This window comes from Curtobacterium sp. Csp1, assembly GCF_013347185.1.
The window spans coordinates 1,090,841-1,104,583 of sequence record NZ_CP054594.1; the positions used below are offsets into that span (position 1 = coordinate 1,090,841).

10 protein-coding genes are annotated in these 13,743 nt (G+C 68.4%); 6 read left to right on the forward strand and 4 right to left on the reverse strand.

What is annotated here, in order from left to right; translation table 11 throughout:
• Positions 1 to 31 precede the first annotated feature (31 nt).
• The 4 genes from HUN58_RS05380 to HUN58_RS05395 are packed head-to-tail and all read left to right on the forward strand — an operon-like array spanning position 32 to position 3,781.
• The gene (locus tag HUN58_RS05380; protein WP_208745428.1) at positions 32 to 1,060 is read left to right on the forward strand and encodes an ABC transporter substrate-binding protein; all 1,029 of its coding nucleotides are present in this window, start codon (positions 32 to 34) and stop codon (positions 1,058 to 1,060) included.
• 8 nt (positions 1,061 to 1,068) lie between these two features.
• A complete protein-coding gene (locus HUN58_RS05385; RefSeq protein WP_217488579.1) occupies positions 1,069 to 2,124 on the forward strand; it encodes an iron ABC transporter permease in 1,056 nt (351 codons plus the stop codon).
• A complete protein-coding gene (locus HUN58_RS05390; RefSeq protein ID WP_208745430.1) occupies positions 2,121 to 2,900 on the forward strand; it encodes an ABC transporter ATP-binding protein in 780 nt (259 codons plus the stop codon). The genes HUN58_RS05385 and HUN58_RS05390 overlap by 4 nt, the downstream gene beginning before the upstream one ends.
• 41 nt (positions 2,901 to 2,941) lie before the next feature.
• Complete coding sequence (locus tag HUN58_RS05395) at positions 2,942 to 3,781, forward strand: DJ-1/PfpI family protein (protein WP_208745431.1); 840 nt, start codon at positions 2,942 to 2,944, stop codon at positions 3,779 to 3,781.
• A gap of 342 nt (positions 3,782 to 4,123) precedes the next feature.
• Here HUN58_RS05395 and atzF read toward each other — a convergent pair whose 3' ends face one another.
• The 4 genes from atzF to HUN58_RS05415 all read right to left on the reverse strand — a co-directional run bounded on the left by atzF (position 4,124) and on the right by HUN58_RS05415 (position 12,077).
• Complete coding sequence (gene atzF / locus HUN58_RS05400; protein ID WP_208745432.1) at positions 4,124 to 5,884, reverse strand: allophanate hydrolase; 1,761 nt, start codon at positions 5,882 to 5,884, stop codon at positions 4,124 to 4,126.
• Positions 5,885 to 5,915: 31 nt separating this feature from the next.
• Positions 5,916 to 9,584, reverse strand: a complete 3,669-nt coding sequence (gene uca, locus HUN58_RS05405; protein ID WP_208745433.1) for an urea carboxylase — start codon at positions 9,582 to 9,584, stop codon at positions 5,916 to 5,918.
• A gap of 85 nt (positions 9,585 to 9,669) precedes the next feature.
• Positions 9,670 to 10,386 (reverse strand): GntR family transcriptional regulator, encoded by a 717-nt coding sequence (locus HUN58_RS05410; RefSeq protein WP_208745434.1) that lies wholly within the window; start codon positions 10,384 to 10,386, stop codon positions 9,670 to 9,672.
• On the reverse strand, positions 10,383 to 12,077 hold the full coding sequence (locus HUN58_RS05415; protein ID WP_217488580.1) for a cytosine permease: 1,695 nt from the start codon (positions 12,075 to 12,077) through the stop codon (positions 10,383 to 10,385). Before HUN58_RS05415 ends, HUN58_RS05410 begins: the two co-directional genes overlap by 4 nt.
• Before the next feature lie 270 nt (positions 12,078 to 12,347).
• On the opposite strand from HUN58_RS05415, the gene HUN58_RS05420 reads away from it, so the two are divergent.
• Both HUN58_RS05420 and HUN58_RS05425 read left to right on the forward strand, forming a co-directional pair.
• Positions 12,348 to 12,947: a biotin transporter BioY gene (locus HUN58_RS05420; protein WP_208745435.1), complete on the forward strand. Its 600-nt coding sequence runs from the start codon at positions 12,348 to 12,350 to the stop codon at positions 12,945 to 12,947.
• A gap of 290 nt (positions 12,948 to 13,237) precedes the next feature.
• Positions 13,238 to 13,741 (forward strand): universal stress protein, encoded by a 504-nt coding sequence (locus tag HUN58_RS05425; protein WP_208745436.1) that lies wholly within the window; start codon positions 13,238 to 13,240, stop codon positions 13,739 to 13,741.
• The last annotated feature ends 2 nt before the right edge of the window (positions 13,742 to 13,743 follow it).

Sequence of the window (13,743 nt, forward strand, 5' to 3'; positions counted from 1 at the left end):
CGACACCATTACCAGCCCGAAGGAGCGCTGCATGCGCCCGACCGTCCGACGTCTCACCGCCGCTTCCGGAGCCGCTGCTGCGCTCCTGCTCCTCGCCACCGCTTGCGCCGGCACGAGCACCCCGACAGCGTCCACCTCCTCGAGCGGGAACGCGTCGTCCGGGTACCTGGTCACGGTGGAGAACTGCGGTCGGAAGCTCACCGTGGACTCGGAGCCGAAGCGGGTGGTGAGCCTGTGGCAGTCGAACACCGAAGCGCTTCTCGCACTCGGGTTGCGGGACCGGATCGTCGCCGTGCAGGGCGCGTACGCGCCGTACCCGGACTCGGTCGCGAAGCAGGCGGAGGGGCTCAAGGAGATCGGCAGCAGCATGGGGTTCCCATCCAAGGAAGTGCTCCTCAGTGAGCGGCCCGACTTCGTCACCGGACAGGTCCTCGACGGGTTCGCGTTCGACACCAAGCAGGGCTACACCTCCGTGGAGCAGCTCGAGCAGACCGGCGCGACCGTCTACGGCGCAAACCTCTGCAAGTCGACCGACTCCCAGTCGACGAAGACGTGGAACATCGACTCGGTGAAGACCACCCTCCGCGACTACGGCACCATCTTCGACGCGTCGAAGAAAGCCGACCAGGTCATCAGCCGTCTCAACGCCGAGGAGCAGAAGGTCGTCGACGCGGTCAAGGGGAAGCAGACGGTCAAGACCGCGTACTTCAACGGTGGAACCGGCCACGTGATCGTCCTCGCGGGCGGGATCTACGACGACCTAATCGGCACCGCCGGCGGGAAGAACGTCTTCGCGAAGGACTCCGTGTACGTCAGCAAGGAAGCCTTCGCCGCCTCCAACGCGGACGTGATCCTCGTCGGCACGTTCCCGGGGCAGGACTTCGCCACGCAGAAGGCGTTCCTGGAGAAGAACTTCCCCGACCTGCCCGCTGTGAAGGCCGGCCGGATCAGCGAGGTCCCGACGCAGGAGACCGACTCATCCATCTCCGTCATGGTCGGGCTGACGAAGATCGCCAACGCCATCCACCCCGGCCTGGACCTCCCGGTCCCCACCTCATGACCCAGGGCGTGGCATCCCGGGTACCGCGTGCACGGTCCGTCCGTCGTCCGCGGCTGCTCGTCGGGGTGCTCCTGGTCGCGTCGGTGGTCGCGGTGGTGCTCTCCGTCGCCGTCGGCAGCGTCGGGATTGCACCGCTGACCGTCCTCGACGTCATCCGCGCGCACCTGCTGCCCTGGACCGGGCCGGGTACCGGCGGGTTGGACGATCAGATCGTGTGGGTGTTCCGGCTCCCCCGGGCACTCCTCGGCTTCGTCGTCGGCGCCGCCCTCGCCGTCGCCGGCGCCGTGCTCCAAGCCGTCGTCCGGAACCCCCTCGCGGACCCGTTCGTGTTCGGGGTCTCCTCCGGTGCGTCGGTAGCCGCAGTCGCCGCGCTGACCCTCTCCACCGGTGCGGTCGCTGCGGTGTCGACGCCGGTCGCGGCGTTCGTCGGTGCGTTCATCACGACCGTGCTGGTGTTCGTCCTCGCGCAGCAGGGCGGCCGGGTCACTCCGAACCGGCTCGTCCTCGCTGGCGTCGCGCTGTCGTACCTGCTCAGCTCGATCACGAGCTACCTCGTGCTCCGCTCCAGCGGCACGAACCAGGGCGTCGGTCAGGTGCTGTCGTGGCTTGCCGGGAGCCTCGCCGCCGCGACGTGGAGCGACCTCGGTGTCCCGACCCTCGTCGTCGTCGCGTCGACGGTGACGCTGGTGGTGATGGCGCCGATCCTTAATGCGTTTCTCACCGGCGACGAGACCGCTGCCAGCCTCGGCGTCGACGTCGGCCGGATCCGCCTGGTCCTGTTCGTCATCACGTCGCTCCTCGTCGGCGTCGTCGTCGCCGTCAGCGGGGCGATCGGCTTCGTCGGCCTCGTCGTCCCCCACGCCGTGCGGATGATCATCGGCTCCGACCACCGGTGGGTGCTGCCCGCCTCAGCTGTCGCCGGCGGGCTCCTCCTCGTCGTCGTCGACATCGGCGCCCGCCTCGTCCTCGCACCCACGGAAGTGCCCGTAGGGCTCCTCACCGCAGTCGTCGGCGCCCCCTTCTTCCTCTTCCTCCTCCGCCGATCCGGACGGATCGAACGATGACCGCGCCCGCGCCCGCCGCGCTGCATATCGACGGCGTCAGCGTCAATCTCGCCGGCGCACGCATCATCGACCAGGTCACCCTCCGCGCGAGCGGCAACGTCGTCGGTCTCGTCGGGCCCAACGGCAGCGGCAAATCCACGCTCCTGCGCACCGTGTACCGGATGCTCCAGCCCGCGGACGGGCAGGTGCGTGCCGCCGGCGACGATGTGTGGGCGATGCCCGCACGGGACGCTGCACGGGTCACCGCGGCAGTCGTCCAGGACAGTCCCGCCGACCTCGAGCTCACCGTCGCCGACTGCGTCGCCACCGGCCGCCTCCCCCACAACCGTCTCCTCGGCGGCGGGCACGCCGAGGACCGGGACGCGGTCGACAAGGCCATGGCAGCAGCCGGCGTGACCGGGTTCGCGGACCGCGACGTCAGCACCCTCTCCGGCGGCGAACGCCAACGCGTGCAGCTTGCACGTGCCTTGGCGCAGGAGCCGCAGATCCTGGTCCTCGACGAGCCGACGAACCACCTCGACATTCGCCACCAGCTGCAGCTGCTCGGCCTCGTCCGGAACCTGCAGATCACGACCCTGGTGACGTTGCACGACCTCAACCTCGCAGCGGCGTACTGCGACGAGATCGTCATGCTCGAACGAGGCCGAGTCGTCGCAGCCGGAACGCCCAGCGAGGTATTCACGCCGCCGCTGCTGCATCAGGTGTTCGGCGTCCGCGCCGACACCCTCACCAACCCCCTCACCGGGCGGCTGCAGCTCGTCTACGCCGACAAGTGACACGTCTCCGCCACCAGATCACACGTTAAGGAGCACCGACCATGCACGACGCCCCAGAATCCGACGCACTCGACCTGCCCGGGCACACGAGCATGCCCGCCGATAGCGCCAGCACCTTGTTCACCGCTTCCGACGACCCGGTGAAGCAGGCCGCGATCGACCGGTCGATCGCCGCGCACCACTCCCTCGCAGCGCTCCCCGACGTCCGCTTCGCCACCGACAAGGCAATCGTCATCGTCCTCCACCCGGGGTTCGAGCTCCTCGACGTCGTCGGGCCGTTCCACTTCCTCGCAGGCACCGGCGCGACCGTGCACCTCGCCACCACCAGCGACACCCTCGACCCGGTGCCCAGCGGCAGCGGCGCGCCCCTCGTCCCCACCGTCACCCTCGCCGCGGTCCAGACGCCGCTCGCGGTGCTCCTCGTCCCCGGCGGCGACACCGGAATCCTCCTCCGCGACACCCGCGCCGTCGCTGATCTTCGACGGCTCAGCGATGATGCCGAGTACGTCACCAGCGTCTGCTCCGGATCGATCGCCCTCGCAGCAGCCGGACTCCTCGACGGCCGCCGTGCGACCTCGCACTGGTCCGTCCGGCACCTCCTCCCCGGATACGGCGCCACCGAGGTCAACGAGCGCGTCGTCGAAGACGGCAACCGCCTCACCGCCGCCGGCGTCACCGCCGGCATGGACCTCGCGATCCGACTCGTGTCCTACCTCTGCGGCGACACACTCGCGCGCTTCGCCGTCCTCGGAGCCGAGTACGCACCCGAACCGCCCTTCACCGCCGGCACACCCGAGCAAGCAGGCACCGCGCTCACCGAACTGTCCCGCGACTTCCTCGCCCCGCTCGAGGAAGAACTCCGCGCACAACCAGCGCGGTAACCAAGAGACCATCCAGCTAGGGCCGCGGACGGTATGACTATGCACTCACACGATCAGCAAGAAGCCGAGAAGAGCGCCCTCGACTGGGTATGCGAAGCGTTCGACGCACGCTCGGCAACGCCAGCGCGGTCTGACGACGAGACCGCTGCCGCCTCTGCCAGCGGCGGCACTCCGCGGCAGAACCGGTCCTAGGCGCCAGCGCTCGGTCGTCAATCGGGCGTGTTGTCAGGGCGTCCAGCAGCTGGCTCAGTCTCGTGTCGAATCAGGCTCGAAGCAACATTTCAATGATGGGCCGGCTGCCGGACGCCCTCATGCGGCCGCCGCGCTCTTCGGCCGCACATGTCATTGCTCGGCGAGGTAGGTCGTCCAAGAGCCGGTGTCGGTGATGTCGGGTGCGCCAGCAACAGCGGCGGGTTCGCAGAGGAACCCGAGGATGCCGTCACCGGTCTCAAGTTCAACGACGCCGATGGTCATCGGCGCGGCGAGCTGGGTCAGGAACGCTCCGACGTTCGCGGCGGCAATCGACCAGCGTTCGCCGGTGATGGCGGCGCCGGCGTCAGCGTCGGTGACGCGAACCAAGCCGGGCTTCGCTGGCGTCGTCGCAAGCGCATACAGCCGGTAGGTGGGGGCGGTGACTGCTGCGCCGACGTGGACGGCGCCGAGGTCGGTGAGCTGCCGGTTGAGGGGTTGGCCGGTCATGTGCGCGCCGAACACGGCGACGTCGATGGTCGGCGGCGCCCACTCGGTCGCACTTCGGTTCTCGTGCAGCAGCAGCCGGTCGGCAAGATCCGCGAGGGCTGCGTCGGAGAACGCGGGCCCGACGAACGTCACACCGAAGGGGGTGCCGTCGGCTTCGACGCCGGGGACTGCGAGGGCCGCGAGGTCGAGGAGGTTGACGAAGTTGGTGTAGGTGCCGACCCACGAGTTCACGGCGATGGGGTCGGCTTGCACGTCGGCGATGCTGGGGTGTCCGGGCGCTGTGGGCAGCAGGAGCGCATCGACGTCGGCGAGCATCGTCCTCGCGATAAGTGCCGCTTCTCGGAGGGTCTGCTGGTCGGTGATGAGGTCGACGGCACTCTTGGTGTCGCCGCCGCGGACGATTCCGGTCACGCTCGGGTCCGCTTGTGCCGGGTCGGCGTCCTCGAGGTGGTGCCCGATGGCGTAGGTGCGTTCGGCGACGAGTGCTCCGTCGTAAAGCAGCTTCGCGGCGTCCAACAGCGGAGTGATGTCCGTTGCAACCAGTTCCGCACCAGCCGCGCGGAGCGCGTCGAGCGTGTGGTTGTAGCTGGCGCGCCAAGCGGGGCTCAACGGTGTGAGGTTCTGTTCCTGCGGCACAGCGAGGCGCGGTGTCGGGGAAGCTGCCGCGGGAGCGGCGGGATCCCATGCGCGGCTGGTCGGATCGTGTGGGTCGACGCCGGCCATGGTGGCGGCGAGCTGTTCCGCAGTAGCGAGCGTGGGCGCGAACACGGTGACGGTGTCGTAGGAAGGTGCTGCGGGAGTCATCCCTCGGGCGGGGATGAGCCCGAGGGTGGGCTTGATGCCGACGAGCCGGTTGAATGCGGCGGGGACACGGCCGGAGCCGGCGGTGTCGGTGCCGAGGGCTGCGTCGACGATGCCGAGCGCGGTGGCGACGGCGGATCCGGAGCTGGAACCGCCGGAGACGAGGTCCGGGTTGATCGCGTTCCGGACAGCACCATACGGGCTTCGGGTGCCAACCAACCCGGTGGCGAACTGGTCCAGGTTGGTTTTCCCGATCACGATCGCGCCGGCGTCCTCGAGCCGGGCGACCGCGGTGGCGCTGACGTCCGGGACGACGCTGGTCCAGGGAGCAGCGCAGGTGGTGGGGAGCCCGGCGACATCGATGTTGTCCTTCACCGCGATGACGACGCCAGCAAGCGGTACCGCTGCCTGGCCGTCCCGGTCGAGGCGCTCCTGGACGGCCTGCGCGTGAGCGAGGGCGTCGTCGCGGGTGCGGAGCGTGATCCAGATCTCCGGACGGTCGACGTCATCGATGCGGTCGTACGCCGCGGCGACGCGGCCCACGGGGTTCAGCGCGAACTTCGCCGCAGCGTCAGATGCGATCGTGGGGGTGGTGGTGCTCATGGTGGTTCCGTTTCGGTGCGCTGGCCGGTGGTTATGCGTGGACGGGAACGTCGGCTGCGGTGACGATAGCGATGGGCTGTCCGGCCGCGACGGTGTCACCGGCGGTGACCAGCAGCTCCAGCACTGTCAGCGTGTGTGGGGCTCGGACGGGGGTTTCCATCTTCATCGCTTCGAGCACCAAGAGGTTCGCGCCGTCTTCGAGGACGTCGTCTGCTGCGACGTCGACCTTCCAGACGGCACCAGCCATAGGCGCTTCGATGACCGTTGCACCGTCGGGGAGGCGGGTGTAGACGTCATCGGTGGTGGTCGACGCGGCGGCGGTGTCGGCTCGCGGCGCGAATTCGCCGGCGGCTTCCCAGGCGAGCCGTTCGGTTTCGAACGCGGCTGCCTGGCGGGTGCGGAACGTGTCAATGTCGGCGGCGTTGTCGGTGAGGAACTGTTCGTGGTCGCGGAGGGAGAAGGTGCCGGGTCGGATGTCGAGTTGCAGCCGGTCGGCCGCCATTTCGGCGCGCAGGTCGGTGAGCTCGTCGGGGCTGACGAGGTGGAAGCGGATGCGGTCGAAGAACCGCAGCAGCCACGGGTTGCCGTCGGTGAAGGAGGTGCGCCGTTCGCGTAGGCCTGCCCAGATCGGGATGGTGCGGCCGATCAGTTGGTAGCCGCCGGGGCTGTCCATGCCGTAGATGCACATGTAGGTGCCGCCGATCCCGACGGTGCCTTCTGCTGTCCAGGTGCGGGCGGGGTTGTACTTGGTGGTCAACAGTCGATGTCGGGGGTCCAGGGGTGCCGCGGCGGGGGCGCCGAGGTACACGTCGCCGAGGCCGAGGACCATGTATTCGGCGTCGGTGACGATGCGTTGGACGTCGTCGACGGAGTCCAGGCCGTTGGCGCGGCGGATGAACTCGATGTTCGACGGGTTCCAGGGGGCGTCGTCGCGGATGAGGGAGCTGTAGCGGCTGATCGCTTCGGCGACGGTGGGGTCATCCCATGACAGCGGCAGGTGCACTTCCCGGCTGGGTACCACCAGGTCGCCGGTGGCCGGCAGTCGTTGTTCGATCTCGAGGAGCAGGTCGACGAGGCGACGGATCGGCAGGACCGCCGGGTCGACGTGCAGGTGCAGGGATCGGACGCCGGGGGTCTGATCGATCAGGCCTGCCGGTGCTGCTTCGTGGAGCCCTTGCATGAGGGCGTGGATGCGCATCCGGAGCCCGAGGTCCAGAGTCATCGGACCGTACTCGACGAGGACGTTGTCGTCGCCGCCGCGCCGGTACACCACCTGCGGGGTGGTGTCGGTGGCGGCCAGCTCGGCGAGGACACCGTTGTCGTCGTCGCGGCGGGTCACGGTTGGGATGAAGCGGGTGTTGGTGCGGTTCGCGGCGGCGATCGCCGGCAGTTGGGCGGTGTCGACGGGAACGAAGCGGAGGGTGTCGCCGGGGCGGAGCTGACCGAGCTTCCATCGGTCGGCGCTGACCACGGTGATGGGGCAGGCGAACCCGCCGAGGCTGGGGCCGTCGGGGCCGAGGATGGAGGGGGTGTCGCCGGTGAAGTTGACGGCGCCGACGGAGTATGCGTTGTCGTGCAGGTTCGAGGGGTGCAGGCCTGCTTCCCCGCCGTCGCTGCGCGCCCAGGTGGGCTTGGGTCCGGTCAGGCGCACTCCCGTGCGGGCGGCGTGGAAGTGCACCGTCCAGGTGGCGTCGTAGAGCTGCTGCATGTCGGCGGCGGTGAAGTACTCCGGGGCTGGCTGCGGACCTTCGGCCACGTGCAGCTCCCAGCTGGTGGTGGTGCTGATCCGGTCAGCCGGGTCGATGATCCGCGGCGCCTCGAGGGAGGTGTCGGTGCGGGCGCGGAGCACGTCGCCGGTGGCGATGGGGCGGCCGCCATGACCGCCGAAGTGTCCTTGCGTGAACGTGGCGGCGCTGCCGAGGTAGGTGGGCACGTCGAAACCGCCGCGGACGGCGAGGTAGGTGCGCACGCCGGTTCCGCGGACGGTTCCGATGTCGAGCGTGCTGCCGGCGGGCACAGTGATCGGTTCCCACTGCGGTACCGGGTCACCGTTGACGGTGACCTCGGTGCGGGCGCCGGTTACAGCGATGACGGTGTCTTCGGTGAAGGTCAGTGCTGGGCCGGAGACGGTGCACTCCAGGGCGGGAGCGCCTTCGGGGTTCCCGACAGCGATGTTCGCTGCGCGGAAGGAGCGATCATCCATCGGCCCGCCGGGGCTGATACCGACCTGCCAGTACCCGATCCGGCCGGGCCAGTCCTGGATCGTGGTCGACGCGCCGCCGCGAAGGATGTCGATGCGGGGCCGGCGGTCGGAGACGTCCTGGAGGAGGTTGGTCGTCAGGGCGGCGTCGAGGACAGCTTCGGTGTCGCAGATCGCATCGAGCAGGCCCAGGTTGGTTTCGATGCCGGCGAGCTCTGTACCTGCGAGAGCCTGCTGCAGGGCGGTGAACGCTTCCCGGCGGGTGTCGGCGGTGACGATGAGTTTGGCGAGCATCGGGTCGTAGATCGGGGACACCTCGTCGCCCGTCTCGACCCCGGTCTCGACGCGCACGTCACCACGTTCGGTGCCGTCCGTGGCGGGGAAGCGGACCTGGGTGAGCAGCCCGGTGGAGGGTTGGTAGTTCTTCACCGGGTCTTCGGCGTAGAGGCGCGCTTCGATCGCGTGCCGGCCGTTGCTGGTGGGTGTGGTGGCGGCGAGGAACCCGGAGGGGCCGGTGTCGCCGAGCCCGACGCGGAGCATCCACTTGACGAGGTCGACGTCGAAGATCTGCTCCGTGACGGGGTGCTCGACCTGCAGGCGGGTGTTGAGTTCGAGGAAGTACACCTGTTCGGTGTCGGTGTCGGTGTCGTAGACGAACTCAACCGTTCCCGCGGACCGGTACCCGACGTGTTCGGCCAGCGCTGTCGCGCTGGCGTGCATGAGGGTACGGACCTGTTCGGGCAGGTTCGGGGCGGGTGCTTCCTCGATGACTTTCTGGTGCCGGCGCTGCAGGCTGCAGTCCCGGTCGCCGAGGATCCGGACCGTTCCATCGCCGTCACCGAAGACCTGGACCTCCAGGTGCCGGGCGCGGGCGATGAACTTCTCCACGAACACACCCGGCGTGGCGAAGTTCGCCGCGGCGAGCCTGGTCACGGACGTGAATGCTGCCCGCAGGTCACCCTCGTTCCAGCAGGTGGAGATCCCAACGCCGCCACCACCGCCGGATGCTTTCACCATCACCGGGTAGCCGATCCGGTCCGCTTCCGCGGCGGCTGCGTCGGCGGTGTCCACCAGACCGGACCCGGGAACGCATGGCACGCCGCTTTCGGTCGCGATGGCGATCGCGGTGTGCTTCGGACCGAACGCTTCGATCTGCTGCCACGTCGGCCCGATGAACACCAATCCTGCCGCCTCGACGGCGCGAGCGAAGTCCGGGTTCTCGGACAGGAACCCGTAGCCAGGGTGGATTGCGCCGGCACCGGAAGCGCGAGCGGCATTGAGGATCCGGTCGATGTCGAGGTAGCTCTGCTCGGGTGCTGCCGGGCCGAGCCGGTGTGCTTCGTCGGCTTCGCGGACGTGGGCGCTGGCGCGGTCGGCGTCGGAGTACACCGCGATGGTGCGCAATCCCATCCGCTTTGCGGTGCGGATGATGCGGCGGGCGATCTCGCCGCGGTTGGCGATCAGGACGCTGTCGAACGCGGGCTGCTGCTGCTCAGACATGACGATGGTGCTCTTCCCGAGTGGAGGGTGAACGACGGTGAGGGTGCCCGCGCCGGCGAAGCTGCCGGCGCGGGCAGGTGAGGGGCTACAGGACGCCGCGGGTGACCATGTTGGTGATTGCGCGGGTGGCGCGTTCCATGACGGTGTCCATCGAGTCGCCGATGTGCTCCCCCAGCGCGGTTTTGGCCTGCTCGAGGTGTCCGGCGACGATGAGGTCGCCGATGGCGAGGTGCTCGTCGATGGTTGCGGTGATGCGGTCCTCGGTGACGTAGTCGTACATGCGGACCGCGCGGATGCGATGGTTGACGCTCTCGAGCGCTTCAACGAGGGCTTCGTTACCGGCGGCGCGGCAGAGCGTGACGTGGAACCGTTCGTCGTCCATCACGAACTGCGGTGTCGGCGATGGTGGGGCCTGCTGCAGGTCCCGCCAGCGGTCCAGTTCCGCGTTCAGCATCGCGAAGTCGTAGCCAGCGAGCTCGCGCTCGGTGGTGCGTTGCACGCCGCGCATCTCGATGGTGACGCGCAGCTCATACAGCTCGGTCAGGTGGTGCAGATCCGGCATGACGACTCGGTAGCCGTACTCGTCGTTGTCGATCAGCCCGTCCGCACGGAGCATGAACAGTGCCGTCCGGACCGGGGTGCGTGAGACCTGCAGCTCGTGCGCGATCGCGTCTTCTCGGAGCCGGGTGCGGGGCGCGTAGCGGCCGCTCATCAGCTGCTCCCGGAGGTGCTCGTACACCGCATCGGTGCGGGACCGCTTCGTCCGGCCGGTCGACGTCCGACCATCGGCCGCGGCGGTCATCGCTGCTCCGGGAGGACGTACTTGCCGGTCTTGTCGGTCGCCAACGCCAGCGACGAGATGTACTGCTTGGAGCCATCCGGAGCGGCCTCGGCAGAGAGGAGCATGTCGGGCCGCTCGAACTCGAGCCCCGTGACGTGGCAGCGCAGGAGCACATCCGACGGGTTCCCGTCCGCGTCGAGCATCGGCAGGTCGATGCCGTCATCGGTGCGGCGCAGGTAGAACCGGCCGCGCGTCAGCACCGCCATCAACGGTGTCGCGACGATCGGGATCGCGACGGCGAAGATCGCGGAGAACGGAGCGATCCCCGCACCGAACGCGCCGAAGAACATCGCGATCGATACGCCGGCTGCGAGCAGCAGCGACACCACCCCGACGGGGTTCCACGCGTAGAGCATGCCGCGGCGGAACTCAGGGTGCTTCGGTGAGAGGCCCAGGAGGTACTTGTTGATGCCGATGTCTGCTGCGACGGTCACGATCCACGCCATGCCGCAGTTGGCGTAGAAGCCGAGGATGGTGTTGAGGAAGTCGAACATGTTCAGCTCCATCAGCGCCAACGCGATGACGAGGTTCACGATCACGAACACCAGCCGGCCCGGGTAGGTACGGGTGACGCGGGTGAAGGCGTTCGTCCACGCCAACGAGCCGGAGTAAGCGTTGGTGACGTTGATCTTGATCTGCGACAGCACCACCAGGATCACCGCCAGCGTCATCGCGAGCCAACCCGGCATCATCCGCTCGTAGACGCCGAGGAACTGGTGCACCGGCTCATTCGCCGTCGCCGACGCAGCCGGGTCCAGCGTCGCGATCAGGTACACGGCGATGAACAGGCCGATCGCCTGCTTCAACGCGCCGAACACCACCCAGCCCGGGCCTGCGATGATCACGGCCCGCCACCACGAACGGCGGTTCGCGTCGGTGCGGGGCGGCATGAAGCGCAAGTAGTCGATCTGCTCCGCGATCTGCGCGATCAGGGACAAGCACACGCCCGCAGCGAGCATCACGGGCGCGAAGCTCACCCCGGATCCGGAGCCGTCCTTGCCCGTGTACGCGAAGAACGTCGACAGCGACGACGGGTCGGAGATCAGCAGGTACGCCAGCGGCACCACCATCAGCACCAGCCACAGCGGGGTGGTCCACACCTGCAGCTTCGACAAAGCCTTCATGCCGTAGATCACCAACGGGATCACGATGAGCGTCGACACGGCGTACCCGAGCGGTCGAGGCACATGCAGACCCAGCTCGAGGCCCTGCGCCATGATCGAGCCCTCGAGGGCGAAGAAGATGAACGTGAACGTGGCGAAGATCACGTTGGTGATCACCGACCCGTAGTAGCCGAACCCGGAACCTCGGGTGATGAGGTCCAGGTCGATGTTGTACCGGGCCGCGTAGTACGCCAGCGGGATGCCCGTGACGAAGATGATGACCGCCGCCACCAGGATCCCCAGCAGCGCGTTCGTGGTGCCGTAGGAGATCCCGGCGTTCGCGCCGATCGAGAAGTCCGCGAGGTAGGCGATGCCACCGAGCGCGCTCGTGGCAACGACCCCAGCGCCCCACTTCCGATATGAACGCGGCGCGAACCGCAGCGTGTAGTCCTCCAGGCTTTCTCGCGTTGCTGCGCGGGTCGCAGACGACGCAGATGCGCCAGGAGCAGTGGTGGTGCCGTCGTGAGGTGCCTCGACGTCAGTCGACATGGCAAACCCTTTCGATCGGTGGTGCACGGGGGAACAGGAAGACCCAGATACAGCACCCACCACGTCATCGGAGCAGGCCGGGCAACACCAGCAACACGTCGGTCGCTGGCGTGGCAACGAGCCTGCCTAGCCAATGTTTCCGGCTTGTTTTCCGCAACGAACATTTCTGTGTCGACAACGCCGGATACACAGTTGTGTACAACCTCCCGGCCGCATCCATGCGACGCTCGACGCACTTCCGCCGTCCACAACAGCACCCGGAGGCCTCCCATGACCTTGCCCAGCAGCACCTACCAACCACGTGTACTCAGCGACCTCGTCGCCCACGGCGCCATCACAAACACCGCCGTCATCATTGGCGGAACCGGACTCCTCGCCGCCGCCGCGCAACTCACCGTCCCGCTCTGGCCCGTCCCCATCACCGGACAGACTTTCGCCGTCCTCATCCTCGGTGCAGCCCTCGGCGCCCGACGCGCCGCAGCGACCACCACGCTCTACCTCCTCCTGGGCGCCATCGGCCTCCCCATCTTCACCGGCGCCACCTCCGGAAACCCGTTCACCATGCCCTCCGGTGGATACCTCGTCGGCTTCATCGCCGCCGCCACCCTCATCGGCTACCTCGCCAAGCGCGGCTGGGATCGCACGCCCCTGCGATCGCTTGCAGCATTCGCTCTCGGATCCGCCGCCATGTACGCCATCGCACTCCCCTGGCTCGCGATCAGCCTCTCCGCCCTCGGAGCACCCCACAGCCTCAGCGCAGTGCTCGCCGCCGGCTTGGTCCCGTTCCTCATCGGAGACGCTCTCAAAGCCGCACTCGCGGCCGGGCTCCTCCCCCTGACCTGGCGCCTCACCAAGGGCGACCGGCACTGAGCGCGACGCTCTGCCGGTCGTCAACCGGACACTCGGACCGCCAGACGCGAGGTGTGAGCAGCTCCGCTCAGTGTCGCCCTTCAAGCTTCTCTCCTTGTCGTCCCGCGTCACGAAGCGGACCGGTTCTCGAGGTGCGGAAGATCGTCGGTGCGGGCATGGGGTGGTGGGTGCATACTGGTGGTGTCTTCGGACCCGGCAGTGGGGCTTGCCGGACCCAACCTCGACACTCGTCGACAACAGTCCCTATCTCAGCTGGTTGCGCTTCTGTGCGCCTGAGGTAGGGAGATGTCATGGTCGAATCGAACACTGCCGGTGTTGTCGTCGGTGTGCAGCCAGGGCAGGGGCACGACGTCGTCGGTGTCGCGGCTGCCGTCGCTGAACGCTTCAGCGCCCGAGTGGTGTGTGTGGTCGTCGATCCGGCGCTGCTGTCGACGGGGCTCCGTGCGGACGGGTCGGAGATCATCGAACCGATCGACCCGGACACGGCGGACAGCGAGCCGCAGCGGCTCCCCGACGATGACGTGCGAGTCATCCGCGATCTTGCTGCGGCGCGATCAGTTGACGTGGAGATCGTCTCCCGCGTCGGGGATCCGAGTCACGCACTCGCTTCGGTGGCCGAGGAACGTGACGCGGTGATGATCGTCGTCGGATCGCAGGCCGGCCGACGCCGGATGGCGGAACTGCTCACCGGGTCCGTCGCCGCGCACCTGACCCATCAGCAGCACCGGCCGGTGCTGGTCGTCCCGCACGATCCGGTCGGCATCATCGCGCTCCAGCCGTCGGTTGCCCCGTGACG

Coding starts and splice junctions, on each gene's coding strand:
- HUN58_RS05380 (WP_208745428.1), top strand. CDS start 32: ATGCGCCCGACCGTCCGACGTCTCACCGCCGCTTCCGGAGCCGCTGCT.
- HUN58_RS05390 (WP_208745430.1), top strand. CDS start 2,121: ATGACCGCGCCCGCGCCCGCCGCGCTGCATATCGACGGCGTCAGCGTC.
- HUN58_RS05395 (WP_208745431.1), top strand. CDS start 2,942: ATGCACGACGCCCCAGAATCCGACGCACTCGACCTGCCCGGGCACACG.
- atzF (WP_208745432.1), bottom strand. CDS start 5,884: ATGAGCACCACCACCCCCACGATCGCATCTGACGCTGCGGCGAAGTTC.
- uca (WP_208745433.1), bottom strand. CDS start 9,584: ATGTCTGAGCAGCAGCAGCCCGCGTTCGACAGCGTCCTGATCGCCAAC.
- HUN58_RS05410 (WP_208745434.1), bottom strand. CDS start 10,386: ATGACCGCCGCGGCCGATGGTCGGACGTCGACCGGCCGGACGAAGCGG.
- HUN58_RS05415 (WP_217488580.1), bottom strand. CDS start 12,077: ATGTCGACTGACGTCGAGGCACCTCACGACGGCACCACCACTGCTCCT.
- HUN58_RS05420 (WP_208745435.1), top strand. CDS start 12,348: ATGACCTTGCCCAGCAGCACCTACCAACCACGTGTACTCAGCGACCTC.
- HUN58_RS05425 (WP_208745436.1), top strand. CDS start 13,238: ATGGTCGAATCGAACACTGCCGGTGTTGTCGTCGGTGTGCAGCCAGGG.